The following is a 26,412-nucleotide window of genomic DNA, read 5'->3' as shown; positions in this document are numbered from 1 at the left end:
GAACCCCAGTGAAGCGCGATTCTGATGAATTCCCGTCGTGCGCTCTGCCACAGAACCGTGACAGTTTGATGAAGGGCGCCCAACGGTCATGGCGCCCTCCTCGCCTGATACCCGGAGGGGCGTCAGGCTAACTCCGCCCTCAGCTGCCGCGCCGCGGCCACCATGTTCACCAGCGCCGCCTCGGCCTCGGGCCAGCCACGGGTCTTCAGGCCGCAGTCGGGGTTGACCCACAGACGCTGCGGGTCGATGCGCCGTGCCGCCTTGCGCATCAGCTTGACCATCTCGGCGGTGTCCGGCACCCGGGGCGAGTGGATGTCGTAGACCCCCGGACCGATCTCGTTGGGGTAGGCGAAGGCCTCGAAGGCCTGCAGCAGCTCCATGTCCGAACGGGAGGTCTCGATGGTGATGACGTCCGCGTCCATCGCCGCGATGGACTCGATCACATCGTTGAACTCGCTGTAGCACATGTGGGTGTGGATCTGCGTGTCGTCGCGCACCCCGCTGGCCGCCAGGCGGAAGGCCTCGGTGGCCCACTCCAGGTAATGGGCCCAGCCGCTGTGGCGCAGGGGCAGCCCCTCGCGGAAGGCCGCCTCGTCGATCTGCACGATGCGGATGCCCGCCGCCTCCAGGTCCTGTACCTCGTCGCGGATGGCAAGCGCCAACTGGCGCGCCTGCACCTCGCGGGGCACGTCCTCGCGGGGGAAGGACCACATCAGCATGGTCACCGGCCCGGTGAGCATGCCCTTCATCCACTTGCCGGTCAGGCCCTGGGCATAGCGGATCCACTCCACCGTCATCGGCGCCGGGCGCGACAGGTCGCCGATGATGATCGCCGGCTTCACGCAGCGCGAGCCGTAGCTCTGCACCCAGCCGAAACGGCTGAACACGTACCCGTCCAACTGCTCGGCGAAGTACTCCACCATGTCGTTGCGCTCCGCCTCGCCGTGCACCAGCACGTCCAGCCCGAGGCGCTCCTGCACCTCCACCGCGTGGCGGATCTCGGCCTGCATGGCCTCGGTGTAGGCCGCCGCCGACAGGCTGCCCTGGCGGTAGGCCTGGCGTGCCAGGCGGATGGAAGCCGTCTGCGGGAAGGAGCCTATGGTGGTGGTGGGGAACGCCGGCAAGCCCAGGCGCTCGCGCTGGCGGACGATGCGCTGCTCGAAGGGCGACTGGCGCTGGCTGTCCTGCGGGCGGATGGCCGCCAGGCGCGCCGCCACCTCGGGCTTGTGGATGCGAGTGCTGGCCGCACGGGCCGCCAACGCTTCGCGGTTTGTAGCCAGGGCGGTGAGCACCTCGGGGTGCTCCGGTTCGCGCAGGGCGCGGGCCAGCAGCGCCAGTTCGGCGCACTTCTGCACGGCAAAGGCGAGCCAGCCCTTCACCTCGGCGTCCAGGCGATCCTCACGGGCCAGGTCCACCGGGCAGTGCAACAGCGAGCAGGAAGGCCCGACCCACAGCCGATCCCCCAGGCGCTCATGGGCGTGACGCAGCACCTCCAGCGCGCGGTCCAGGTCGCAGCGCCAGACGTTGCGGCCGTTCACCACGCCGAGGGACAGCACCTTGTAGGCCGGCAACCGGTCGAGGATGGTCGGGTACTGCTCGGGGGCGCGCACCAGGTCGATGTGCAGGCCGTCCACCGGCAGGCTGGCGGCCAGCCCGAGGTTGTCCTCCAGGCCGCCGAAATAGGTGGCCACCAGTTTGCGCAGCGGCTCGCGCTGCAGCAGGTTGTAGGCCCGCTCGAAGGCGGTGCGCCAGTCCTGGGGCAGGTCCAGGGCGAGGATCGGCTCGTCGATCTGCACCCACTCCACGCCCTGCTCGGCCAGGCGCTGGAAGATCTCGCCGTACACCGGCAGCAGTTGCTCCAGCAGGTCCAGGCGGTCGAAGGCGCCGCCCTTGGCCTTGCCCAGCCAGAGGTAGGTCAGCGGACCGAGCACCACCGGCTTCACGGCGTGGCCCAGCGCCAAGGCTTCGTCGACCTCCTCGAAGAGCTGTTCCCAACCGAGGTGGAAGGTCTGGCCGGCGCTGAATTCGGGGACCAGGTAGTGGTAGTTGCTGTCGAACCACTTGGTCAGCTCCTGGGCGTGTCCGCCGCAGCAGCCAGCCCCCACGCCACGGGCCATGGCGAACAGGGTCGCCAGGGTGGCGCGACCGTCGGCCGGGCGGAAGCGCTCCGGCACCGCGCCGACCATCAGGGAATGGGTGAGCACCTGGTCGTACCAGGCAAAGTCGCCCACCGGCAGCAGTTCGATGCCCGCCTCGGCCTGCAGGCGCCAGTGCTCGGCGCGCAGGGTGCGGCCCACGTCGCGCAGGCCGGCTTCGTCCAGCTCGCCCTTCCAATGGGCTTCAAGGGCCTTCTTCAGCTCGCGATCGCGACCAATGCGGGGAAAGCCGAGGGAATGTACCCGGACCATGTCTGTCTCCTTGTCTGTGAATGCCGGGCATTCTGGGCACCCACAGAACATGAGACAAACTCATAAAATTCTCTTTCAACTCAAGAAACGCTCATACAAAACCGAGCACTCAGGTGCCCGACTTGAAGCGCGTGAAGGCCCGGGTCAGGGCGCGGTTGAAGGCCGAGCCGTTGTCGTTCTTGGTATACAGCCGGGCGCGCACCTCGGCCGGCGGGTAGGTGCCGGGGTCGGCGAGGATCGCCGGGTCCACCGTGGCCGAGGCCGCCGTCACCGCGTTGGCGTAGCCGATGCTGTTGGTGATCGGGCCGATCACGTCCGGCCGCATGAGGAAGTCCATCAGCGCCAGCCCCTCGCGGGGGTGCGGTGCATCCGCCGGGATGACCATCGCATCGAACCAGATCTGCGCGCCCTCCCGCGGAATCGAATAGCGGATGTGGTACGGCTTGCCGGCCTGGGTCGCCTGGCTGGCGGCCACCGTGGCGTTGCCGTTCCAGGCCATCGCCAGGCAAGTGTTGCCGTTGGCCAGGTCGTTGATGTTGCGGTCGTTGGCGAAGTAGCGGATCGAGGGGCGGATCGTCGCCAGGTGCTCGGCGGCCTTCTTCAGGTCGTCCAGGTTCTGGCGGTTGATGTCCAGGCCGAGGTAGCGCATGGCCGCGCCGAACACCTCGTTGGGGTCGTCCAGCAGGCTCACCCCGCAGTCGGCGAAGCGCGCCACCACCGCCGGGTCCATCAGCATCGCCCAGCTGTCCACCGGGGCATCGGCCATGCGTGTGCGGATGGCCTCCTCCTGGTAGCCGAAGCCGGTGGTGCCCCAGGCGTAGAGCCCGGCGTAGCGGTTGCCCGGGTCGAAGGCGGCCATGTGCTGGACGAATTCATCCCCCAGCCCGGCGAAGTTCGGCAGCGCGCCCTTGTCCAGCGGCTGGATGGCGCCGCTGCGGATCGCCCGCTGCAGGTGCTGGCCGGCGGTCAGCACCAGGTCGTAGCCGCTGTGGCCGGTGAGCAGCTTGGTCTCCATCGCCTCCAGGGAGTCGAAGTGGTCGGCCACCACGCGGATGCCCGTCTCGGCCTGGAAGCGCGAGAGGGTATCCGGTGCCATGTACTCGCCCCAGATGAACAGGTTGACCTGCCGGGGCGCGTCCTCGGCCTGGGCACACAGGCCCAGGCCGAGCAGGAGTGCGGCTGCGAGCGAGCGCATGGTGAGCCTCCTAGCGCTGCCGCGCGGCGTATTGCGGCATGGTGATGCAGGCGACGTTGCCGCCCCCCAGGAGGATCTCGCGGGAGAAACCGATGCCGAGGATGCGGTGCTGCGGGAACAGCTCCGCCAGGGTGGCCTGGGCGACCACGTCGCACGGGTCGTTGAACAGCGGCAGCACGATGGCCGAGTTGCCGGCGTAGTAGTTGATGTACGACGCACAGATGCGGGTGCCGGCCTCGCGCAGGTGGGTGCCGTCCACCTGGTCCAGCCCCTCGGCTTCCTCCGCCGTCCACTCCAGCACGCGCGGTTGCGGGAGCTTGTGCACCTCTAGCGCGCGACCACGAGCGTCACGGGTACTGCGCAGGATGTCGTAGGCCTCCTGGTAGATCTCCCACTGCGGGTCGCTGCGGTCGTCGGTCCACTGCATCACCACCACGCCGGGGCGCACGAAGCAGGCCAGGTCGTCGATGTGGCCATCGGTCTCGTCGAACTTGCAGCCACGGGGCAGCCAGATGACCTGGTCGGCGCCCAGGTAGTCGCACAGGCGCCCGGTCATTTCCGTCTTGCCCAGGTGGGCGTTGCGGTTGCGGTTGAGCAGGCATTGCTCGGTGGTCAGCACGGTGCCCTGGCCGTCGCTCTGGATACCGCCCATCTCGGCGATGAAGGGGGCGCGGTAACGGTCGTAGCCCTCGATCTCGAGGATCTTCTGGGCGATCTGGTCGTCCTTGTCCCAGGGGTAGTAGAGGCCGCCATCGAGGCCGCCGTAGGCGTTGAACTCGAAGTCCACGCCACGCACCTCGCCGGTGGCGTCGTTGACCAGGAAGGCCGGGCCGCTGTCGCGGAACCAGGTGTCGTTGCAGGTCATCTCCACCACCCGCACGTGCTCGGGCAGCAGGCGGCGGGCGTTGGCGTATTGCGCTGCCGAGGCGCAGACGGTGACCGGCTCGCTGCTGGCGATGGCGCTGACGATCTGCACCCAGACCTTCTGCGCCGGCTTGGCGCCGTTGCGCCACACGTCCGGGCGCTCCGGCCAGCCGAGCCAGCAGCGGGCCTTGGGTTCGAATTCACCGGGCAGGCGGAAGCCGTCGGCCTTGGGCAGGGAAGTCAGGGTACGTGCCATGTTCAGGTCCTCGTGGGGGATGGGAATGCCCCGACAGTACCCGCGCCGACGCGGCGGCGACCAATGACCTTTTTCGCTTAACCCATGAATTCAATTCACATATCTGCCAACTGATCAGTGAACCAATCGACGAATTGCGCCACTGCCGGCTTGTCCAGCCGCAGGCGCTCGCACACCAGCGCGTACTGCCCGAGAGACGGCACCTGGGCCGCGAACGGCCGCACCAGCCGGCCGCTGGCCAGGTCCTCGGCGCTGGTGAGGTTGTCGCCGATGGCAACCCCCTGGCCCCGCGCCGCCGCCTCCATGGTCAGCCCCGCGTGGCCCAGGTACAGGTGCCGGGCCGGACGCAGGTCGGCGGCGTGGGTGGCCAGCCAGGCGTTCCAGGTCTTGCCGTCCTGGTCGTCGTGCAGCAGGCAGTGGCGCGCCAGGTCGCGGGGGTGCTTGAGGGGCGACTGGTTGAACAGGCCCGGGCTGCACACCGGGAAGAACTGCAGGGTCGGCAGCGGCCGCACGAAGTAGCCGCTGGCGTCCTCCGGACCGGTGCCGTAGATGATCGCCAGGTCCATCTCCGCACCGGGCAGCTGCGCCTCCAAAGGCTGCTCGTGCAGGTGAAGGGTGATCTGCGGGTGGCGCTCGGCAAAATCCGCCAGCCGCCCCACCAGCCACTTCTGCGCCAGCTCGGTGGTCACCGCCACCCGCAGCTGGGCCTGGGAACCGGGGTCGCGCAGCTCGTCGCAGGCATCGAGGATCAGCTCGAAGGCCTGCTGCAGGCTGTGCAACAGGCGCCGCGCCGGCGCACTGGGGCGAACCTGGCGCCCCTCGCGCTCGAACAGCGTCACCCCGAGCTGCTCCTCCAGCTGGCGGATCTGGTGGCTCACCGCGCTGTCGGTGACACACAGTTCCTGGGCCGCACGGCCGAAATGCGCATGGCGCGCGGCCGCCTCGAAGGTGCGCAAGGCGGTGAGCGAAGGCAGGCGACGCATGGCAGAAGGCTCCCGGAAACGGACGGCGCATGCTGGCGCAAGCCACAGGCTGCGACAAGGGCGCCGCTCGACACCCACACGATGGATGAAGGAAACTCATGGCCCTTCGATTCTTCACCAGTTCCATTCATGGACGGGAGCACACGCATGCTCGAAGTACGCCACCTCAAGACCCTGCATGCCCTGCGCGAGGCCGACAGCCTGGTGGAGGCCGCCGAGCGCCTGCACCTCACCCAGTCGGCCCTCTCCCACCAGTTCAAGGAGCTGGAGGAGCGCCTCGGCCTGCCCCTGTTCATCCGCAAGACCAAGCCGGTGCGCTTCACCAGCGCCGGCCTGCGCCTGCTGCAACTGGCCGACAGCCTGCTGCCGCAGATGCGCGCCGCCGAACGCGACCTGGCGCGCCTGGCCGGTGGCACCGCCGGGCGCCTGCACATGGCCATCGAGTGCCACAGCTGCTTCCAGTGGCTGATGCCCACCATCGACCAGTTCCGTGACGCCTGGCCGGAAGTCGAGCTGGACCTGGCCTCGGGCTTCTCCTTCGCCCCGCTGCCGGCCCTGGCCCGGGGCGACCTGGACCTGGTGGTGACCGCCGACCCCATCGAACTGCCGGGCATCAGCTACGTGCCGCTGTTCACCTACGAGGCACTGCTGGCCGTGGCCAACCAGCACCCGCTGGCGGGCAAACCCTACGTGGTGCCCGAGGACCTGGAGAGCGAAACCCTGATCACCTACCCGGTGGAGCGCGACCGCCTGGACGTGTTCACCCGCTTCCTCGAACCGGCCGACGTCGAGCCCGCGCAGATCCGCACGGCCGAGCTGACGGTGATGATGATGCAGCTGGTGGCCAGCGGCCGCGGCGTGTGCTGCCTGCCCAACTGGGCGCTGCACGAGTACAGCTCGCGGGGCTACGTCACCGCCAAGCGCCTGGGCGACAAGGGCCTGTACGCCACCCTGCACGCCGCCATCCGCGCCGACATGCTCGACGCCCCATTCATGCGCGACTTCCTCCTCACCGCCAAGGACACCTCCTTCGCCACCCTCGAAGGCGTCAGCGCCGCACGTTGATGCGCACCCAACCGACACCCTCCCTGTAGGGGCGACTTCAGTCGCCCAGCGGTGCGCAGCGCCGCCAAGGGCTTCGCGAGCAGAGCTCGCTCCTGCGGGCAAACCTCCACCCAAAGCCGCCCCACTGCGGTAACCCGCCCGCAGGGTGGGCTTCAGCCCACCATCGGAGCCACCCGCCGCACTGCTGCTGGACGTAAAAAACGACATCCACCCAACGCATGCAGTAGCCCGGACTTCAGTCCGGGAAAGATCCCGCCCCGCTCCCGGGCTGAAGCCCGGGCTACGTGCGCTAGAACAACGCCAGGCTGTAGCTGAGGATCACCCGGTTCTCGTCCACGTCGCGGCCTTCGCTGGTGCGGTACACGGCGTTGCGCCAGGCCAGCCCCAGGTCCTTGAGCGGGCCGCTCTGGATCACGTACTTGAGGTCGGTGTCGCGCTCCCATTCGTCCACTGCGCGGCCGTTGCCCAGGCGCCCGTCCCAGCCCTTGAAGTAGCGGGTCATCAGGCTCAGGCCGGGCAGGCCGAGGGCGGCGAAGTCGTAGTCGTAGCGCAGTTGCCAGGAGCGCTCGCCACGTTCGGAGAAGTCGTTGTACTGGCCGAAGTTCACCAGGTACGCATCCGCCCCGTGCACGTAGGGGAATGCGGTGTCGCCGTTCATGCGCTGCAGCCCCAGGCCCAGGGCGTGGCCGTCCTGGCGGCGGTAGGTGAACAGCGCGCCGAGGGCGCGGTTGTCGATCTCGCGGCGCCAGCCGGTGCCGGCGTCGCGGCTGTCGAACAGGCGCAGGTCCAGCTCCAGGCGGTCGCCGCCCACCGGCACCTGGCCGCGCAGGCCAAGGAAGTCCTGGCGGTAGACCTGTTCCAGGCTGCCGTGGTGGTAGCTCAGCACCCAGCCCGGCGCGGCTTCCCAGTCCACCCCGGCCAGGTCCAGGTGACCGGCACGGGGCGCGGCGGCGAAGCGTTTGTTGCGGTTGAACAGGGCCAGGTCGCTGCGCCCGCCCTCGTTGCGCTGGCTGACGTCATCGAGCCGCGCCAGGGTGAAGGTGAAACCCTCCAGCTCCCGTGCACTGAGCAGGCCGCCATGGAAGGTCTGGGGAAACAGCCGGCCGTTGTTGGGCTGCAGGGTCGGTAGCTTGGGCACCAGCGCCCCCAGGCGCAATTCGCTGCGGGAGGCCCGCAACTTGAGGGTCGGGTCCAGACGGCCGTAGCGGTCGGCGGCCTTGCCGCTGTCGCCACTGGGCAGCAGGCCGGTGCCGTCGCGGCCGCCGCCGGAATCCAGCTTCAGCCCCAGGCGACCGACGAGGTCCAGGCCGACGCCGACGGTGCCCTCGGTGGACCCGGAGCGATAGTCCAGCAGGAAGCCCTGGGCCCACTCCTCCGCGCGCGACACGCCGTGCCCCTCGCGGAAGTCGCGGTTCATGTAGAAGTTGCGCAGCTGCAGGCTGGCGCTGCTCCCCTCGACGAAGCCCTCGGCGCCCTGGGCCAGGCCGCTGGCGCCGACGAGCAGCACGGTGATTGAAAGGCAGTGGGTACGTTTCTTGTTGTTGTGCATGGTGCTCTCCAAGGCGGGGCCCGCCGGGGGCCCCGAAGACGGGGCGCTCAGGCGCGCTCCAGGACCATCGCCACGCCCTGCCCCAGCCCGACGCAAAGGCTCACCACGGCGTAACGCTGGTCGTGTTGCTGCAAAGCACGGGCGGCGGTCAGGGCCAGCCGCGCACCGGACGCGCCCAGGGGATGGCCGAGGGCGATGGCCCCGCCCCGAGGGTTGACCCGGGGATCGTCGGCGGCCAGGCCCAGGGCCTTCAGGCAGGCCAGGACCTGCACGGCGAAGGCTTCGTTGATCTCGATGAGGTCCAGGTCCGCCAGGCCCAGGCCGGCCCGCTGCAGGGCCTTGAGGATCGCCGGGTGCGGGCCGATGCCCATGATCCGTGGCTCGACCCCGACGCTGGCGCTGGCCAGCACCCGTGCCAGCGGCCGCAGGCCGTAGCGCTCGCCTGCCGCGCGGCTGCCCAGCAGCAACAGGGCGGCGCCGTCGTTGACCCCCGAGGCGTTGCCGGCGGTGACCACGCCACCCGGCTCCAGCGGCGCCAGGGTGGCGAGCTGTTCGAGGGTGGTGTCGCCCCGCGGGTGCTCGTCCCGCAGCACGTCACGGGGCGGCGCCCCACGGCGGCCCGGCAGCGTCACGGGGGCGATCTCGTCGTCGAAGAAACCGGCAGCCAGGGCCGCCTGGTAACGCGCCTGGGAGGCCAGGGCAAACCGGTCGGCGGCGTCGCGCTCGATGCCCATCTCCCGGGCCAGCAGGTCGGCGGTCTGCGGCATGCTGTGGCCGCCGTGGGTCGACACCAGCCGGGGGTTGGCGAAGCGCGCGCCGATGGTGCTGTCGTGCACCTCCAGCCGACGGCTGAAGGCGCCTTCGGCCTTGCCCAGGACGAAGGGCGCGCGGGACATGCTCTCCACCCCGCCGGCCAGGTACAGCTCGCCCTCGCCGGCGGTGATCGCCCGGGCAGCGTCGATCACCGCCGCCAGGCCGCTGGCGCAGAGGCGGTTGACCGTCTGCCCGGGCACCTGCCAGGGCAGGCCGGCTGCCAGCAGGGCGTTGCGCGCCACGTTGCGGCTGTCCTCGCCGGCCTGGTTGGTGCAACCGAGGATGACGTCCTCCAGGGCCTGGGCCGGTACGCCGCTGCGCGCCAGCAGCGCCGGCATCAAGGCGCCCGCCAGGTCATCGGGGCGAACGCCGGACAGCACCCCGCCGTAGCGGCCGAACGGGGTGCGCAGGCCGTCGTAGAGGTAGGCATCGAGCATCAGGGTTCTCCTCGGCTGGGCTCTTGGTGAAGCAGGGACAGGCCCAGCTGGGCGCGGCGGCGCAGCCAGGGGCTGGGGCGGTAGCGCGGGTCGCCGCTGAGGGCGTGCAACCGTTCGAGGACACGCAGCACCCGCGCCGGGCCGAGGCGGTCGCCCCAGGCCAGCGGGCCATGGGGGTAACCGAGGCCGAGGCGCACGGCGAGGTCGATGTCCGCCGGTGCGGCGATGCGCTGCTGGGCGATGTCGCAGGCCAGATTGACGATGCCGGCCAGGGTCCGCTGGACCACGAAACCGGCGCTGTCGCCAATCAGCGTCACCCGCGCGCCATCGGCGCCGAGCAGGGCACAGGCGGCGTCGCGGTAACGCGCCTCGGTGACCGGGGTCGGCATCAGGCAGCGGTGCGCCGCGTGCTCGGCCAGGCTGTCGAACGCCACCGTGCGCACCGGGTCGACCCCGAAGCGCAGGGCGGCCTGGGTGGCGTCATCGCCCAGGGGCGCCAGCAGGCACAGGGCCTCGGCAGAGGGCGCTTGGCCGCTTTCCAGCACCACACCCAGCCCGGCCAGCCAGGTGCCGCACTCAGCCTCCAGCTGCGGGTCGTCGGCAGCCAGCCACACCGGCGGCAGCGCCACCCGCGCCGGCAACGGCGGAGGCACCGGCTGCGGCCGGGGGTAGACATGGAAGCCACGGCCGCTCTTGCGCCCCAGGTGGCCGGCGGCCAGGCGCTGGCGGGCCAGGGGATGGGGGCGGTAGCGCGGCTCTTCGTAGTACTGGTGGTAGATGGACTCCATCACCGGGACGCTGACGTCGAGCCCCACCAGGTCCATCAGCTCGAAGGGCCCCATGGGGAACCCGGCGCCGTCGCGCAGCAGGGCATCCACCTGCTCCGGCGTGGCCACGCCCTCGGCGAGGATGCGCAGGGCCTCGGTGCCGTAGGCGCGGCCGGCATGGTTGACCAGGAAGCCGGGGGCGTCCTGCACCCTTACCGGCTGGTGGCCGAGGTCGTGCACCAGCGCCATCAGCCGTTCGACCACCGTTTTGCGGGTCATCAGCCCTGGCACCACTTCCACCAGACGCATGCGCGGCACGGGGTTGAAGAAGTGCAGCCCGGCCACCCGCCCCGGGTCACGGCAGGCGGCGGCGATGGCGGTGATCGACAGCGAGGAGGTGTTGCTGACGATCAGCGCGCGGGCGTCCAGCAGCCCTTCCAGCTGGCGGAACAGCGTCTGCTTGGCGGCCAGGTCCTCGACGATGGCCTCCACCACCAGGGTGCACTCCGCCAGCGCCTCCAGGCTGTCCACCGGGTGCAGGCGCTCCATGGCCTCCGCCGCCCGCTGAGCGTCGAGGCGTCCACGCTCCACTTGGCGGGCCAGTTCGTAGGCGATGCGCTCGCAGGCATCCCGCGCCGCGCCCAGGCGCGTGTCGAACAGGTGAACGTCCCGCCCCGAGCAGGCCACCAGTTGAGCGATGCCCTGGCCCATGGCGCCGCAGCCCACCAGGCCGATGCGGGGAAAGAGGGTCTCGGCGTTCATCGTCCGTGGTACTCCGGCTGGCGCTTGTCGAGGAAGGCGCGCATGCCCTCCTTCTGGTCATGGCTGTCGAACAGCAGCTGGAAGGCCTGGCGCTCCAGCAGCAGCGCCTGCTCCAGGGGCAGGTCGGCGCCGGCGTTGACCACCGCCTTGATCTGCGCCAGGGCCAGGGGTGGCAGGCCGGCGATCTCCTCGGCCAGCGCCAGCGCGCGGGGTAAGGCGTCGCCCTCCGCCACCTCGCTGACCAGGCCCATGGCCAGGGCTTCGCGGGCCTCCACCAGGCAGCCAGTGAACAGCAGGCGCAGGGCCTGGTACTTGCCCACTGCGCGCACCAGGCGCTGGGTGCCGCCGGCGCCGGGCATGATCCCCAGGCGCACCTCCGGCTGGCCGAAGCGGGCGCTGCTGCCGGCGATGATCAGGTCGGCATGCAGCGCCAGTTCGCAGCCACCGCCCAGGGCCAGGCCGTTGACGGCGGCGATCAGCGGTTTGCGGCAGTCCGCCAGGGCCTGCCAGTAGCGCTCGACGCGGCGCTGCTGCACCTGCAGCGGGCTGGCCTCCACCAGTTCGCCGAGGTCGGCCCCGGCGGCGAACACGCGCTCACCGCCGGTGATGACGATGACCCGCACGGCGGGGTCCTCGTCGAGCTGCTGTACGGCCGTGGCGATGGCCTGGCGCAGGGCCAGGTCGAGGGCGTTGCGCACGGCGGGCCGGTCCAGGGTCAGCACGGCAACGCCGGGCAGGGGGTGTTCGAGCCGCAGCGAGGGCGGCGGCGGGCAAAGGGTCGCATCGCGAACCGTCATGACGATCTCCAGAACTGCTGGGAGGGAAAGGAAGGCTCAGCCGCGGACGATGCCGCGCTGGATCAGCGCCTCCACGGCGCTGGCATCCAGCCCGAGGTCGGCGAGCACCGCGCGGCTGTGCTCGCCGAGCCCGGGCGGGGGGCTGTGGTAATGGGCCGGCGTGCGGGAGAGCTTCACCGGCGAGGCGATGCCCTGGTAGTCACCCATCTCCACCCGCATGCGCCGGTGGGTGGTGTGGGGGTGGGCCACGGCCTGGTCTACGCTGGACACCGCACCACAGGGCACCCCGAGGTGGATCAGCGCCTCGGCCAGTGCCCGGCCGTCGTGCCCGGCCAGGTGGTGCTCCAGAGCCTGCTTGAGGGCCTGGCGGTGCACCGAGCGGCTGCCGTTGTCGGCGAAGCGCGGGTCGTCCAGCAGGGCCTCGGCGCCCAGGTGCTCGCAGAGCCGGGCGAACTGCCGGTCGTTGCCCACGGCGAGGAAGATCGGCTCGCCGCCGGTTCGGTAGCTGTCGTAGGGGGCGATGTTGGGGTGGGCGTTGCCGCTGCGCGGGGTCACCCGGCCCGAGCCGAAGTAGTTGGGCAGGTGCGGGTGCAGGAGCGACAGGCCGCAGTCGTAGAGGGTGATGTCCACGGACTGCCCGCGCCCGCTGCGCTGCCGCTCGTGCAACGCGAGGAGGATGCCGGCCAGGGCGTTGAGCCCGGTGACCATGTCCACCACCGGCAGGCCGACCCGCAGCGGCCCGCCGTCGGCCTCGCCGTTCACGCTCATCAGCCCGGCCATGGCCTGGATCGCCGCGTCGTAGCCGGGCAGCCCGCCGAGGGGGCCGTCGGCGCCGAAGCCGGAGACCGCGCAGTGGATCAACCGGGGGAAGCGCTCGGCCAGCACCGCTTCGTAGCCCAGGCCCCAGCGCTCCAGGGTGCCGGGCTTGAAGTTCTCCAGCAGCACGTCAGCGTCTTCCAGCAGGCGCAGCAGCAGCTGGCGGCCCTCGGGCTGGGCGAGGTCCACCACCAGCCCCTTCTTGTTGCGGTTGATGCCACGGAAATAAGAAGCGGTGTCGCCCTCGAAGGGCGGGCCCCAGCCCCGGGTCTCGTCACCGGCCGGGGGTTCCAGCTTGATCACCTCGGCGCCGTGGTCGGCCAGGGCCTGGGAGCAGTAGGGGCCGCCCAGGACGCGGCTGAGGTCGAGAACGCGGATGCCGTGCAAGGCGCCCCGAGGGGCTGTCGTTGTGGTCATGGTCAGGGCTCCGCGATCAGTGGGGCAGCAGGCGCAGGGCGTCGTCCAGGCTCAGCGGGCCTTCGGCCAGCAGGGCCGGCAGCAGCGCATCGCCGGCATCCGCCTCGGCCGCCAGCGGGTCGCGGGGCAGCACGCGGTGGCGCAGCACCAGCAGGGCCAGGGCCAGGCGCCGGTGGTTGGGAGCCAGGTGCGCGCCTTCCCAGGCCAGGGCGATGGCCGTGGCGACGTGGTAGAGCGCGCTGCCGGCCTGGCGCACCTGCTGGTGGCGGCGGGCTTCGGCGACCTCGGCCATCAGCGCGACGGCCTTGTCCAGGCTGCTGCGCAGCAGCGCATCGGCGGCGGCAGGCAGGGCTGCCTCGTCGAGCAGGCCGCGCAGGTGGCGGGCCAGGGGCTCCAGGGCGCCTTCGCGGGTCACGGCGCGGGCGATGTCCAGCGCCACGATGTTGCTGGTGCCCTCCCAGATCGAGCCCAGGTGGGCGTCGCGCACCAGGCGGGCGTCGCTCCATTCCTCGATGTAGCCGACGCCGCCGCGCACCTCCATGGCGTCGCCGGTGGCACGGCGGGCATCACGGCAGGCGCGGAACTTGATCAGCGGAGTGAGGATGCGCACGCACTGCTGCGCCTCGCGGTCACCGGCATCGGCATGGGGCAGCAGGGTGGCGATCTGCATGAACAGGGAACGCGCCTGCTCGGCGGGCAGCATCAGCTTGAGCAATTGGCGCTGCATCAGCGGCATGTCCACCAGGCGCTTGCCGAAGGCCTGGCGCTGGCGGGCGACGAACAGCGCCTCGTTGAGCCCCCGGCGCATCAGCCCGGCGGCCCGCACGCCGTTGGACAGGCGCGACATGTTGACCATGTCGGCCATCTGCTGGAAGCCGCGCCCCACCTCGCCGATCAGGTAGGCGGTGGCGCCTTCCAGGGTGATCTCGCCGCTGGCCATGGAGCGGGTGCCGAGCTTGTCCTTCAAGCGCACGATGCGGTAAGCGTTGCGGCTGCCATCGGGCCGGTGCTTGGGCAGCAGGAACAGGCTGACCCCGGCCATGCCCTCGGGGGCGTCCTCGGGCCGGGCGAGCACCATGGCGAGGTCGGCGTCGGGGTTGGAGCAGAACCACTTGTCGCCGTGCAGGGTCCAGGCCCCGTCCTTCTGCCGCGCCACGGTGCGGGTGCGCGCCACGTCGGAACCGGCGGCCTGCTCGGTCATGAACATGGCGCCCTGGTAGAGGCTGTCGAAGTCCCGCGAGGTGAGGCTCGGCAGGTAGCGCTCCACCAGCTCCGGGGCGCCGTACTTGCGCAGGGTGCGGGTGAGGGAGTCGGTCATGCTCACCGGGCAGCAGAGGCCGAACTCGGCCTGCACGAACAGGTAGGTCAGCGCGTACTTGACCAGCGGCGGCGGGCCGTCGGCCACGTGGCTCATGGAGGCCAGGCCCAGCTCGGCGTAGGCCACCCGCTCCAGGGCCACGTAGTCGGGGTGCTTGAGGATGCGCTGGCGGTCCTCGCCGCGCCGGGTGCGGCTGGCCAGCACCGGCGGGTTCTTGTCCGCCGAGAGCGCCAGGGTGTCCAGCTCGCCACCGGCGCGGGCGCCGAGGCGCTCCAGCGTGGGCAGCCAGGCCCGGCAGACCGCGTCCGGCAGGTACAGCGCGAGCAGGCGCGCCAGCTCCGGGTCGCAGCCGAAAAGGTTGAGGCCGTGGCTGTCGGGGATGTTCAGGTCATCGAGTGCGGAGGGGTCGAGCGGGGCATTCATGGCGGCTCTCCTTTTGTTGTTGTGGAGCGAGCCTAGGAACCCGTTCGATAAGTATCCAATACAAATAAAAGCACCTACGATAAGTAAAAAATATCGTAGAAGGCGCCCATTCCATGGATCTCAGGCAGCTCCGCAACTTCGTCGCCGTGGCCGAGGAACTGCATTTCGGCCGCGCCGCGGCGCGGCTGTTCATCTCCCAGCCGGCCCTGTCCTTCGACATCAAGAAGCTGGAGGAACAGCTCGGCGTGCAGTTGCTGCTGCGCACCAACAAGTCGGTGGCCCTGACCCCGGCAGGCCAGGTGCTGCTGGACGAAGCCCGCAACCTGCTGCTGCAGGCCGAGCAGGCACGGCGCCTGACCCTGCGCTCGGCCCAGGGCGCACTCGGCCGCGTGCGGGTGGGGTTCGTCAGTTCCATGCTCTACCAGGGCCTGCCGGCGGCGGTGCGCCGTTTCGAGGCCGAGCACCCGGGCCAGGAGGTGGTGCTGCAGGAGATGAACAGCGCCGAGCAGCCCCAGGCGCTGCTGCGCGGGCAGATCGACGTCGGCCTCGCCCACCGGGGCATCGTGCCGGCGGGACTGGTGTCCGAGCGGCTGCGGGCCGACCCCTTCCTCTGCTGCCTGCCGCCGAACCACCGGCTTGCCGGCCGCGAGCGGGTGGACCTGTCGGAACTGCGCGACGAGCCCTTCATCCTCTTTCCGCGAAACGTGTCGCCGCATTACCACGACCTGATCATCGCCCGCTGCGTGGGGGCCGGCTTCAGCCCACAGATCCGCCACGAGGCGCGCCTGTGGCAAACCATCGTGGCCATGGTCGCCCACGACATGGGCGTGGCCCTGCTGCCCGAACCGCTGTGCCGCGCCTGGAGCCCCCAGGTGAGCTGCGTGAGCATCGAGCAACCCGGCGGGCCGTCGGAAATCCATGCCCTGCTGATGGAGGAGAATCCGCCCCGCGCCGCACGGCTGTTCCTCGATGTGCTCCGCGCGGCGACAGCGGGCGAAGGCGATACGACTCCGCTTATCACGCCATAAGAACAAACGACTATTGATTTGCCGGGGCCCCTCCTAGACTCCGGCTCGACTCGAGTCCAAAGCCGTGCGCGTTTCGCCACCCTGCTCGCCAGCCCTGCTGGCCGGGCACGCCGGCGCGCATCCGACAACAAGAACAAGACAGGTGGACTCCATGCACACGACCTCCCTCCAGGAGCAGCATCGCAAGGCCCGCAAGGCCGGCATCGCCTCCTTCATCGGCACCACCATCGAGTGGTACGACTTCTACATCTACGGCCTGGCCGCCGCGCTGGTGTTCGGCAAGGTGTTCTTCCCCGCCGACATGGACCCGGGCGTCGCCACCCTGCTGTCCTTCGCCACGCTCTGGTCCGGCTTCATCGCCCGGCCCCTGGGCGGCATCATCTTCGGCCACCTGGGCGACCGCATCGGCCGCAAGACCACCCTGGTCATCACGCTGGTGATGATGGGCCTGGCCACCACCGGCATCGGCCTGCTGCCCACCTATGCGCAGATCGGCGTCTGGGCACCGGTGACGCTGGTGTGCCTGCGGGTGCTGCAGGGCATCGCCGTCGGCGGCGAGTGGGGTGGCGCCATCCTCATCGCCAGCGAGAGCGCGCCCAAGGGCAAGGGCATCCTCTACGCCGCCTTCGCCCAGCAGGGTTCGCCCACCGGCAACCTGCTGGCGACCCTGGCCTTCTTCGCCCTCAGCAGCCTGCCCATGCCGGACTTCCTGCAGTGGGGCTGGCGCATTCCCTTCCTGCTTTCGGCGGCGCTGGTGATCGTCGGCATGGTGATCCGCCTGACCCTGGAAGAGTCGGCGGACATGCAGCGGCTGATGCGCGAGAAGAAGACCGCCAAGCTGCCGATCCTCGAAGTGCTGCGCAAACACTGGCTGGTGGTGCTGCTGGGCGCGGGGACGCTGCCGGTGATCCACGTCACCTACTTCAAGAGCACCTTCGCCCTGTCCTGGGCCACCAAGACCCTGGGCTACAGCCAGAGCACCTTCCTCAGCATCATCGTCATCGCGCTGGTGGTGCAGTTCATCAGCCAGCCCCTCGGCGCGCTGCTGACCACCCGCATCGACATGCGCAAGGCGGTGGCGATCATGGTGCTGCCGGAGTTCATCCTGATGCCGGCGATGTTCTTCGCCGTGGAGACCAACGTGTACTGGATCGCCGCCGTCGGCATGTGCCTGGCGACCATCCCCCACGCCATGTTCTACGGTGCCATCGGCGGCATCCTGGCCCGCGCCTTCCCCACCCGGGTGCGCTACTCCGGCCTGTCGCTGGCCTACCAGTTGTGCTCCCTGCTGGTGGGCGGTGGCACCCCGCTGCTGGCCCAGTGGATCCTCAACTCCACCGGCAGCATCGTCGGCGTGGCCATCGCCTCGGCGCTCTACGCGGTAGTGTCTTTGGTGTGCACCCTGGCCCTGCTGCGCATCACCGGGCACCGCGCCAGCGAGCTGTCCGCCGCCGAACGGGACGACGGCCCCTCGGAAGCCGACACCCCGCCCCGCCAGCGCAAAGGCGCCCCCCTCGGCCAGACCCACCCGGCCTGACCCTCTCCCCTACCCGCGTGCCTGCGCGCGGGTAGGGCCCGGCACCGCACCTGTAGGGGCGACTTCAGTCGCCAAGCAGTGCACAGCACCGCCAAAGGCTTCGCGAGCAGAGCTCGCTCCTACGGGCCACATGCGGCATCCCAGCCTGTGGGGAGCGAATTCATTCGCGATGGACTCCCCAGCGGCCAGGAACCGACAGGCAGCCCTCCGGCCTGCTTTCGCGAATGAATTCGCGCCCACCCAAAGCCGCTCCGCTGCGGTAACCCGGACATCCGCGCGTAAGGTGGGCTTCAGCCCCCCCTCAGCGTCACCCGCAGCAGCTGACCTCAAGCCTCTTCGAAGTGCAGCTCCGGCGGCTGGCGGCGGAAGCCGCCAGTGAGCCAGGCGAGGTAGATCACACCCAGGGCCAGCCAGGAGAGGCCGAGGATGATCGCCAGGTGGTCGAGGCTGATCATCAGCCACAGGGTGGAGACCATGCCGATCAGCGGGCAGACCACGAACAGCAGCGCCTCGCGCGGGCCGCGCTGATCGCTGCGCAGCCAGTAGTGGAAGATCACCGACAGGTTCACCAGGCTGAAGGCCAGGAAGGCGCCGAAGTTGATGAAGGAGGTGGAGGTGGTCACGTCCATCTTCAGCGCCAGCAGGGCCACCACGCCGCACAGCACGATGCTGCCCACCGGGGTGCCGAAGCGCTCGCTGAGGCGGCCGAACAGGGACTGAGGCAGCACGCCGTCGCGGCCCATGGCGAACAGCAGGCGCGAGGCGCTGGCCTGTGCGGAGAGGCCCGAGGTGAACTGGCCGACGATCAGGCCGATGAGGAACACCGAGACGAACACATCGCCACCGATGTTGCGGGCGATCTCGTAGGCCGCCGAGTCCGCGCTCTGGAACTCGATGGACGGGTGCGCCAGCTGCACGAAGTAGGAGGTGGCGATGAAGATCAGCCCGCCGATCAGGGTGATCAGCAGGATCGCCCTGGGAATGGTCCGGCGCGGGTCGCGGGTCTCTTCGGTGAGGGTGCTCACCGCATCGAAGCCGAGGAACGAGTAGCAGGCGATGGCCGCGCCGCTCATCACCAGCGGCAGGTTCAGGCCCTCGCCGACGAAGGGCGCCAGGGACCACAGCGGCTTGCTGGCATCGCCCAGCACGTAGTGCACGCAGAGCGCGACGAAGGCCAGCAGCACCAGGAACTGCACCAGCATCAGCGCACCGTTGACGGTCTTGGCCAGCTTCAGCCCGACCACGTTGATGGCCGTGGTGACGCCGATGAAGGCCAGCACCCAGAGCGCCTGGGGCACGTCGGGGAAGGCCGAGTGCAGGTAGGCCGCGCCGATCAGCCAGATGGCCATGGGCAGGAACAGATAGTCCAGCAGCACCGCCCAGCCGGCGAGGAAGCCCAGCTTGGGGCTGATGGATTTGCGCACGTAGGTGTAGGCCGAGCCGGCCACCGGGAAGGCGGCGGCCATCCGCGCGTAGCTCAGCGCGGTGAACAGCATGGCCAGGGACGCCGCCACGTAGGCGGCGGGCACCAGGCCCTGGGTGACGTCGGCGAGGATGCCGAAGGTGCCGAGGACGATGATCGGGGTCATGTACGCGATGCCGAACAGCACCACGGACCCCAGCGACAGGGTGCGCTGAAGACGAGCCATTACTGCTACTCCGAATTGTTGGTTGTTATGGCAGAGCCGAAGTCGGCGAAGGTGGAGCGACCGCCTCGAACGGGCGGCCAGGCGGGCGCCCTGCAGGCGCCCGTCAGATCGTGATTCAGGGAATCAGCCACTCGCGCAGGCCGCCCTCGTGCTCGACCAGCCGGCCGGGCAGGTGCATGCGGCGTTCGTCGAGGTAGCGGTAGTCGCTGCGGGCGGCGGCGAGCTGGGCCAGGTCCAGTTCGATGACCTGCCGGCACGGCTCGCGCCCGGCTTCCAGCAGCAGGTGGCCGAAGGGGTCGACCACGGCGCTGCCACCGGCGAACACCAGCCCGCCGTCACCCTCACCCACGCGGTTCACCATCACGGCGAAGGCCTGGTTCTCCATGGCGCGGCCCATGATGGCGGTGCGGTGGGTGGGGCCGTAGGGGTCCATGTTGCCGTTGGTGACGATGATCAGCTCGGCGCCGAGCTGCCCAAGGGCTCGGGCGCTCTCGGGGAACTCGATGTCGAAGCAGATCAGCAGGCCCACGCGCACGCCCTTGTACAGGCAGGTGGCGTAGCGGTCGCCGGGGGTGAAGATGCCGCGGTCGGAGGCCCACAGGTGGGTCTTGCGGTACGTCAGGGCGATGCCTTCGGGGGTGATCAGCAGCGTGGTGTTGTAGTAGGTGCCGGCGTCGTTCTCGGCCACACCGATGGCCACGGCGACGTTGCGCTCGCGGGCGGCGCGCTGTACGGCCTGGACGGTGGGGCCATCCAGCGGTTCGGCGACGGCGGCGATGTTCTCGGCGTTGGGGAAGCCCATCAGGTGGGTCTCCGGGAACACCACCAGGTCGGTGTCGGCGGCGCAGGCGGCGATGGCTTCCAGGGCAGCGGCGAGGTTGTGGGCGGTATCGCCGTCACGACCGGTGAGCTGGACGAGTTCGACCTTCATGGGCACTCCTGATTCTTGTCGTTGCGCGAGACCTGCTGGCGCAAAACGGTCAGAATGCGCGCTGCGTCGGTCCCGGTGTTCGCGCAGTATGGAACCCCCGGCGCCTTCGGTGAAATCACGCCCGCGTGGTAACCCATCAGGGGTAGAAGCATGACGTTGAGCCTGCAGGACATCGCCTGGCACCGCTCGGTGGGGCAACTGATCGAGTCGCTGGACGCCCCGGGTTTCTGGGTGGCGCTGGTGCGCACCCTCGGCCAGTACGTGCCCCACGACAGCTGGGTGGCGCTACTGTTCAGCGAAGGCCGGCCCCTGGTGTTCGCCGAATGCCCGGGCGAGGACGGCGAGCCGGATCTGCTGTTCCAGGACTACCTGGACGGCCTCTACCTGCTGGACCCCTTCTACATCCACAGCCGCGAAAGCAACCGTGGCGGCCTGCTGCGCCTGGCCGACGTGGCGCCGGAATGCTTCGAGCAGACCGACTACTACCAGCGCTATCACCGACTCAACGTGGTGACCGACGAGCTGCAGTTCAACGTGCCGCTGGAGGGCGGGCGCACCCTGTGCCTGTCCCTTGGTTCGCGCCAGGCCTTCACCCCCGAGCAGATCGCGCTGTTGAGCCTGGTGGAACCCTGGGTGGTGGGGCTGATGCGTCAGCGCCTGGCCTTCGAGGCCGAACGCCTGGCCAGCACCCCGCAACCGGCGCCGAACTGGGCGGTGCAGCTGGAACAGGTGGGCCAGCAGGTGGAAAGCGCCCTCACCGCCCGCGAGCTGGAGGTCGCCCGGCTGATGCTCAGCGGCTGCTCCAGCAAGGAAGTGGCGCGCAAGCTGGCCATCTCGGCGGAGACGGTGAAGGTCCACCGCAAGCACATCTACGCCAAGCTCGGGATCAAGTCGCAGTCGGAGCTGTTCTCGCTGTTCCTCAAGGCGCAGCGGGGGTAGACCGCAGGGGCGAGGGGAGCGCTGCGCGCTCCTTGGCGAATGAATTCGCCCCTACAGGTACCGTGCCCCGTGGGTGTGAATTCATTCGCGATCAAGGCCCGGCGCACTCACCCTTTGCGGTTGAAAACGCTCCCGCATCCCCGTAACGGATCGATGCGGTTCGCCGAGCTCACCGCATCCTACGGGCCTGCTCCGTCCGTAGGATGGGCTGAGCTATGCGAAGCCCATCGTTGCTGGCGGGCTGCGGATCGGTAGGGTGCCATGCCCTGTGGATGCGACTTCATTCGCGATCAAGGCCCGGCGCGCTCACCCTTTGCGGTTTAAACCGCTCCCACATCCCCGTAACGGATCGATGCGGTTCGCCGAGCTCGACGCATCCTGCGGGCCTGCTCCGTCCGTAGGATGGGCTGAGCTATGCGAAGCCCATCGTTGGTCGCGGGCTGCGGATCGGTAGGTGCCGTGCCATCTGGATGCGAATGCATTCGCGATCAAGGCTAGGCGACACCAAACTTCGCGGTTGAAACCGCTCCCACAGGGAGCGGGCAAGGCCCACGTAGGATGGGCTGAGCTCGGCGAAGCCCATGCGGTCGGCACGGGCCACCCGGGCTGAAGCCCGGGCTACGGGGTTTTAGCGGAGTTTTTCCAGCATCTGGTAGTACCACATGCCCACGGCGAGCATGGGGTTGCCGAACACGTCGCCCATGGGGACCTTGATGTGGGAGCAGCCGGCGAAGGTGTCGAAGCGCCCCAGGGTGCCGGTCATGGCCTCGGCCATGATCTCGCCCATGATGTGGGTGGTGGCGACGCCGTGGCCGGAGTAGCCCTGGCAGTACCAGACATTGGGCGAGAGCTTGCCCAGCTGCGGGATGCGGTTGATGACGATGCCCATGGCGCAGCTCCACTGGAACTCGATCTCCACGCCCTTGAGCCGGGGGAAGGTGCGCTCGATGGCCGGGCGCAGTTCGGCGGCGATGTCCCGCGAGTCACGTCCGGAGTAGTTGGCGCCGCCGCCCAGCAGCAGGCGCTTGTCGGCGGTGAGGCGGTAGTAGTCGAGCACGAAGCGGCAGTCGTAGACGGCCAGGTCCTGCGGGTTGATCTGGTCGGCGACCTCGCCCAGCGGGCGGGTGGTGACGATGCCGCCCATGGCCGGGAAGATCATGCCCTTGAGCTTCTTGCGCTCCAGCTTGTGGTAGACATCGCCGGCCAGCAGCACCTGCCCGGCGTTGACCCGGCCCTGGGCGGTGACCACCGCCGGGCGCGGCCCGTGGACGATCTCCAGCACCTCGGAGTGTTCGAAGATCATCGCCCCCAGGCTCTCGGCCGCGCGGGCCTCGCCCAGGCACAGGTTGAGCGGGTGCAGGTGCATGTTGCGGGTGTTCTTCAGCGCGCCCAGGTACAGGTCGCTCTCCAGGTGGCTGCGCATGCCGGCGGCATCCAGCAGGGTCACCTCCCCTTCCATGCCACGGGCCAGGGCTTCCTCGTAGGAGGCCTTCAGCTCGTCCATGTGCGCGGGCTTCATCGCCGCGTGCAGGTGACCGTGCTTGAGGTCGCACTGGATGCCGTAACGGGCGACGCGCTGTTTGATGATCTCGTGGCCGCGCCAGCGCAGGTTCCAGATGAAGTCATCCACCTCCTTGCCCAGGCGCTGGCGCATCTGCTTGCGCATGGCCTCGTCGCCGGAAAGGCTGCCGGTGACCTGGCCGCCATTGCGGCCGGTGGCGCCCCAGCCGATCTTCTTGGCTTCCACCAGGGCCACCTTGAGCCCGCGCTCGGCCAGCTCGACGGCGGTGGCGACGCCGGTGAAACCGCCGCCGATGATGACCACGTCCGCTTCGACCGTGCCGGTCAGGGTGGGGTAGTCGGTCTCCTGGTTGAGGGTCGCGGTGTAGTAGGAGCGGCAGCGCTCGGCGCTGGCGGTGTTCTTCAGTACAGCATTCATCGGGTCATTCCTTCAGTGCCCCTGTGGGGGCATCCAACGGGTGCAGGCCGCCCGGCGGCCCGCGCAAAAAAGGGTCAGGCCTGGTCCATGTACCAGCGCCAGTCCTGCTCGCTGACTTCGGCCATGAACTGGCGGTACTCGGCGCGCTTCACAGCCAGGTACACACCGAGGAAGGCCTCGCCGAACGCTTCGCGGGCCCAGGTGGACGCCTCCAGGGCGCGCAGTGCGGTGAGCCAGTCGGTGGGCAGGCGCTCGGTGGCCTGGGCATAGCCGTTGCCCTGGACCGGCTCGCCGGGGTCGATCTCGTCGCGCAGGCCGCGGTGGATGCCGGCGAGGATGGCGGCCGCCGCCAGGTAGGGGTTGGCGTCGGCGCCGCAGATGCGGTGTTCCACGTGCCGGCTGGCCGCCGGGCCGCCCGGTACGCGCAGGCTCACGGTGCGGTTGTCCACACCCCAGGTGGGCGCCAGCGGGGCGTAGCTGTTGGCCTGGAAGCGGCGGTAGGAGTTGGCGTTGGGGCAGAACAGCAGCAGCGAATCCAGCAGCGATTCGAGCATGCCGCCCACCGCCAGGCGCAGCAGCGGGGTGCCGGCCGGGTCTTCGCTGGCGAACAGGTTGCGGCCCTGTGCGTCGGCCAGGCTGACGTGCATGTGCATGCCGGTGCCAGCCAGGTGGTCGAAGGGCTTGGCCATGAAACAGGCGCGCATGCCGTGGGCATTGGCCACGCCCTTGACCAGGCGCTTGTAGCGCACGGCCTGGTCCATGGCGGTGAGCGCGTCGCCGTGCTCCAGGGTGATTTCCACCTGGCCCGGGGCGTACTCGGAGATGGCGGTGCGCGCCGGGATGCCCTGGGCCTTGCAGGCGGCGTAGAGGTCGGCGAGGAACGGCTCGATCTGCTCCAGCTCGCGCAGGCCGTAGACCTGGGTGGTGCACGGACGGCGGCCGTCGGTGTCCAGCGCCGGTTGCGGGCGGCCCTGCGCGTCGTTCTTCTGGTCCAGCAGGTAGAACTCCAGTTCGCAGGCCATCACCGGGTGGTAGCCGTCGGCCTTGAGCTGGTCGATCACCTGCACCAGCAGGTGGCGCGGGTCGGCGATGGCCGCCGGCATGCCCTCTTCCGGGTGCATGCACACCTGCAGCGCGGCGGTGGGCATGCGCCGCCAGGGCAGGCGCACCAGGCTGCCGGGCAGCGGGTAGGCGCGGCAGTCGATGTCGCCCACGTCCCAGACCAGGCCGGAGTCCTCCACGTCCTCGCCGTTGAGGGTGAGCCCCAGGATGGTGCTCGGCAGCGGCCGGCCGCTCTGGTAGACGGCGAGCAGTTCCTCACGGTGCAGCAGCTTGCCGCGCGGCACGCCGTTGGCGTCGAGGATGAACAGCTCGAAGGTGTCGATGTCCGGGTTCTGGTCCAGGAAGTCCTGGGCTTCCTGCGCTCTGGCGAATGTCATGTGGCTCCCTCTGCGCCCTGTGGCGCGCGAAATGGTCCCGTCCCTGGCCATGCAAAGGCTGTGCAGGCGGGCAAGGTCAACGATAGTCACGGTGCGGCGCGTGGGCCGCGATCAGGCAGGTGCGCTATCCGGCGGGCGCGCGTGGCGGCAGTGCCAGAGCGCCCAGAAGGCCAGTTCGAGAGGGAGGGAGACGCGGGTCAGGGCCGGCCACCGGCGGCACCGCCAGCGCACGCTGCCCAGGTGGGGCGGCGTGTGCGATACGGGGGCGGTTGTGCGGGTCGAACCCATCGGGAAGGTGCCGAAAACAAGGATGCCCCGGAGACTCGCACGCCCCCATGGGTGCTTAAAATCCAGTTTTTCCTATCTTTGGTTCAGGCGGCGCTAAACAAATTACCGCTTGTGGGAGCGGGCTCGACCGCGAAGTGCCCGGGCACCGGGCCTTCGCGAATGACGCCGCCCCCACATGCCTCAGGCGTCGTCCTGGGCGCCCTGCATGGCCTCGTAGACGGCCACGGCCTCGATGCCCAGCTCTTCGGCCAGCTCCAGCACGCGCGGCAGGTCCTGTGTGTAGACCAGCACGGCCTGCAGCACGCCCTCTTCCATCGGGTCGCTGAAACCCACCAGCACGTAGCCGCCCTTCTCCGGGTAGAGGGCGCTGAGCTGCACCTGGATGCTGCGCACCGCGCGCAGCGGCTCGACCTTCTTCAATTGCTTGGGTTGGATGTTGAAGGTCACGCTCGGGCCGAAGGAGGCGATGATCTGGCTCAGCAGCTCCGGGTAGTCGTCCGCGTGGAACAGCACGGTCTCCGGCAGGCTGCCCACCACCACCCACTCGCCGAGGGGGATGGTGAAGGTGTCGTCGTAGTTGATGTCGGGATTGGCCGCGAGGAAGGCTTCCGGGTCGGCATAGGCCTGGGCCGCTTCGTCGGCGATCTGCTCGATCTCTTGCTCGGTCATGCAACCCGAGCTGATTTTGGTGATGAGTTCGACGAGCTGCGCTTTCATGGCAAGGAAGTCCTGGGGTGGATAACGAGGCGTGAAGGATATAGGCAAGCCGCCGCGCCGTCAGCCGAACCGGCCCTCGCACTGCCGGGCCGCCGATGTCCCACGAAAAAGCCCGTCACAAGGACGGGCTCTTTCACCACCAACCGGCTCAGGCGCGGAGCTTGCCGGTCCAGTCCATCAGGCTGCGCCACAGGCACACGCCCACGAAGTAGGCCGAGGACAGGCCCCACAGCACCAGCATCATCGGCTTCATGCCCGGGTACTGGATGACCAGGAACATGCTGCTCAGCATCCACACGAAGGTCACGGTGATGTTCAGCGGCATCAGGCGCTTCACCCGGAAGGGGTGCAGGAACTTCAGCTTGGTCAGGGTCAGCGCGGCCAGCACGCAGATGATGCCGAAGCTCACCACCGGCGGCAGGTCCAGCAGGTAGAGGTACAGCGCCACCACGTTCCAGGCGGCGGGGAAGCCGACGAAGTAGTTGTCGCTGCTCTTCATGTTCAGGTTGCAGAAGCAGAACAGCGACGACACCAGGATCAGGCTCACCGTGGGCAGCACGGTGTAATCCGGCAGCGGCACGTAGCGGTAGATGAAGATGGCGGGGATGAACACGTAGGTGAGGTAGTCGATCACCAGGTCCAGCGTCGAACCGTCGAAGTTCGGCAGCATGGTGCTGGTCTGGACCTTGCGCGCGAAACTGCCGTCCAGGCCGTCCACCAGCAACGCCGCGCCGAGCCACAGCAGGCAGTCGCGGGGGTGGTTGTCGAAGAGTGCCAGGATGGCCATCAGGGCCAGCACCACACCGGTGGCAGTGACGCCGTGGGCCGACCAGGCCTTGGCTTTATTGACCGCGTTGATTTGAGTGGACACGTTCGTCTCTATTCCGCTGAGTGGTGACGATGTTGGGTAGACAACAGGTTTTTCCTACACGTTCATCGATCGAGTCCGAGCGACGACGGGCACAATGCCGAAGATTCTACTCGTTGCGCCAGTCATTCGATGCAGCTTCCTTCACGTTGGGCACGCTCCGCCGCCCAGCGGCTTGCCCCTGTGCCGCCGCAGCGCCCCGGCCAG

The 26,412-nt window shown here is 69.3% G+C and carries 20 protein-coding genes; 4 read left to right on the top strand and 16 right to left on the bottom strand.

Translation table 11 applies throughout. From position 1 onward, the window contains the following. Nucleotides 1–122: 122 nt before the first annotated feature. The 4 genes from metE to FBY21_RS26510 form a co-directional block, all read right to left on the bottom strand. A complete protein-coding gene (gene metE, locus FBY21_RS26525; RefSeq protein WP_142015191.1) occupies nucleotides 123–2,408 on the bottom strand; it encodes a 5-methyltetrahydropteroyltriglutamate--homocysteine S-methyltransferase in 2,286 nt (761 codons plus the stop codon). 109 nt (nucleotides 2,409–2,517) lie between these two features. Continuing rightward, the gene (locus FBY21_RS26520) at nucleotides 2,518–3,603 is read right to left on the bottom strand and encodes an extracellular solute-binding protein (RefSeq protein ID WP_044414447.1); all 1,086 of its coding nucleotides are present in this window, start codon (nucleotides 3,601–3,603) and stop codon (nucleotides 2,518–2,520) included. Nucleotides 3,604–3,613: 10 nt separating this feature from the next. Further along, nucleotides 3,614–4,723, bottom strand: coding sequence for an agmatine deiminase (gene aguA, locus FBY21_RS26515; protein WP_107330844.1), 1,110 nt, complete (start codon nucleotides 4,721–4,723; stop codon nucleotides 3,614–3,616). 95 nt (nucleotides 4,724–4,818) lie between these two features. Next, entirely contained in the window at nucleotides 4,819–5,706 is an 888-nt protein-coding gene (locus FBY21_RS26510) for a LysR substrate-binding domain-containing protein (RefSeq protein ID WP_142015188.1), read from the bottom strand. A gap of 147 nt (nucleotides 5,707–5,853) precedes the next feature. Here FBY21_RS26510 and metR point away from each other — a divergent pair, with 147 nt between their 5' ends. Then, the gene (gene metR, locus FBY21_RS26505) at nucleotides 5,854–6,771 is read left to right on the top strand and encodes a transcriptional regulator MetR (RefSeq protein WP_074973385.1); all 918 of its coding nucleotides are present in this window, start codon (nucleotides 5,854–5,856) and stop codon (nucleotides 6,769–6,771) included. A gap of 289 nt (nucleotides 6,772–7,060) precedes the next feature. On the opposite strand, the gene FBY21_RS26500 is transcribed toward metR, so the two are convergent. Genes FBY21_RS26500 through FBY21_RS26475 form a run of 6 tightly spaced genes read right to left on the bottom strand, consistent with a single transcriptional unit; the run spans nucleotide 7,061 to nucleotide 14,870 of the window. Beyond that, nucleotides 7,061–8,320 (bottom strand): OprD family porin, encoded by a 1,260-nt coding sequence (locus FBY21_RS26500; RefSeq protein ID WP_142015184.1) that lies wholly within the window; start codon nucleotides 8,318–8,320, stop codon nucleotides 7,061–7,063. Nucleotides 8,321–8,367: 47 nt separating this feature from the next. Continuing rightward, complete coding sequence (locus FBY21_RS26495; protein WP_142015180.1) at nucleotides 8,368–9,570, bottom strand: 3-oxoadipyl-CoA thiolase; 1,203 nt, start codon at nucleotides 9,568–9,570, stop codon at nucleotides 8,368–8,370. Then, nucleotides 9,570–11,099: a 3-hydroxyacyl-CoA dehydrogenase gene (locus FBY21_RS26490; protein ID WP_142015177.1), complete on the bottom strand. Its 1,530-nt coding sequence runs from the start codon at nucleotides 11,097–11,099 to the stop codon at nucleotides 9,570–9,572. The genes FBY21_RS26495 and FBY21_RS26490 overlap by 1 nt, the downstream gene beginning before the upstream one ends. After that, nucleotides 11,096–11,896 (bottom strand): enoyl-CoA hydratase-related protein, encoded by an 801-nt coding sequence (locus FBY21_RS26485; protein ID WP_142015172.1) that lies wholly within the window; start codon nucleotides 11,894–11,896, stop codon nucleotides 11,096–11,098. The genes FBY21_RS26490 and FBY21_RS26485 overlap by 4 nt, the downstream gene beginning before the upstream one ends. A 36-nt stretch (nucleotides 11,897–11,932) precedes the next feature. Then, complete coding sequence (locus tag FBY21_RS26480; RefSeq protein WP_142015169.1) at nucleotides 11,933–13,129, bottom strand: CaiB/BaiF CoA transferase family protein; 1,197 nt, start codon at nucleotides 13,127–13,129, stop codon at nucleotides 11,933–11,935. 16 nt (nucleotides 13,130–13,145) lie between these two features. Next, a complete protein-coding gene (locus tag FBY21_RS26475) occupies nucleotides 13,146–14,870 on the bottom strand; it encodes an acyl-CoA dehydrogenase family protein (protein ID WP_142015166.1) in 1,725 nt (574 codons plus the stop codon). Nucleotides 14,871–14,983: 113 nt separating this feature from the next. Between FBY21_RS26475 and FBY21_RS26470 the strand changes: the two genes are divergently transcribed. Together FBY21_RS26470 and FBY21_RS26465 are read left to right on the top strand one after the other, a co-directional pair. After that, nucleotides 14,984–15,898 (top strand): LysR family transcriptional regulator, encoded by a 915-nt coding sequence (locus FBY21_RS26470; protein WP_142015162.1) that lies wholly within the window; start codon nucleotides 14,984–14,986, stop codon nucleotides 15,896–15,898. Between the two features lie 151 nt (nucleotides 15,899–16,049). Next, nucleotides 16,050–17,435, top strand: a complete 1,386-nt coding sequence (locus FBY21_RS26465) for an MFS transporter (RefSeq protein ID WP_142015159.1) — start codon at nucleotides 16,050–16,052, stop codon at nucleotides 17,433–17,435. Nucleotides 17,436–17,761: 326 nt separating this feature from the next. On the opposite strand, the gene FBY21_RS26460 is transcribed toward FBY21_RS26465, so the two are convergent. Further along, nucleotides 17,762–19,084 carry an APC family permease gene (locus FBY21_RS26460; RefSeq protein ID WP_044400153.1) on the bottom strand — a complete coding sequence of 441 codons (1,323 nt, stop codon included), beginning with the start codon at nucleotides 19,082–19,084 and terminating at the stop codon, nucleotides 17,762–17,764. A 115-nt stretch (nucleotides 19,085–19,199) separates the two neighbouring features. Continuing rightward, nucleotides 19,200–20,015, bottom strand: coding sequence for a carbon-nitrogen hydrolase family protein (locus tag FBY21_RS26455; RefSeq protein WP_142015157.1), 816 nt, complete (start codon nucleotides 20,013–20,015; stop codon nucleotides 19,200–19,202). 150 nt (nucleotides 20,016–20,165) lie between these two features. Between FBY21_RS26455 and FBY21_RS26450 the strand changes: the two genes are divergently transcribed. After that, a complete protein-coding gene (locus FBY21_RS26450; protein WP_142015153.1) occupies nucleotides 20,166–20,954 on the top strand; it encodes a helix-turn-helix transcriptional regulator in 789 nt (262 codons plus the stop codon). Between the two features lie 628 nt (nucleotides 20,955–21,582). Here the strand turns inward: FBY21_RS26450 and FBY21_RS26445 are convergent. The 4 genes from FBY21_RS26445 to pcsA all read right to left on the bottom strand — a co-directional run bounded on the left by FBY21_RS26445 (nucleotide 21,583) and on the right by pcsA (nucleotide 26,208). Continuing rightward, entirely contained in the window at nucleotides 21,583–22,893 is a 1,311-nt protein-coding gene (locus tag FBY21_RS26445) for an NAD(P)/FAD-dependent oxidoreductase (protein ID WP_142015148.1), read from the bottom strand. Nucleotides 22,894–22,967: 74 nt separating this feature from the next. Continuing rightward, nucleotides 22,968–24,332, bottom strand: coding sequence for a glutamine synthetase family protein (locus tag FBY21_RS26440; RefSeq protein ID WP_142015143.1), 1,365 nt, complete (start codon nucleotides 24,330–24,332; stop codon nucleotides 22,968–22,970). 468 nt (nucleotides 24,333–24,800) lie between these two features. Next, nucleotides 24,801–25,337, bottom strand: a complete 537-nt coding sequence (locus FBY21_RS26435) for a hypothetical protein (protein WP_044400139.1) — start codon at nucleotides 25,335–25,337, stop codon at nucleotides 24,801–24,803. 148 nt (nucleotides 25,338–25,485) lie between these two features. Next, nucleotides 25,486–26,208 carry a phosphatidylcholine synthase gene (pcsA, locus tag FBY21_RS26430; RefSeq protein ID WP_044400135.1) on the bottom strand — a complete coding sequence of 241 codons (723 nt, stop codon included), beginning with the start codon at nucleotides 26,206–26,208 and terminating at the stop codon, nucleotides 25,486–25,488. Nucleotides 26,209–26,412 lie beyond the last annotated feature (204 nt).

Source organism: Pseudomonas sp. SLBN-26 (genome assembly GCF_006715895.1).
GTDB lineage: Bacteria > Pseudomonadota > Gammaproteobacteria > Pseudomonadales > Pseudomonadaceae > Metapseudomonas > Metapseudomonas otitidis.
This window is presented reverse-complemented; position numbering and strand designations above follow the sequence as displayed.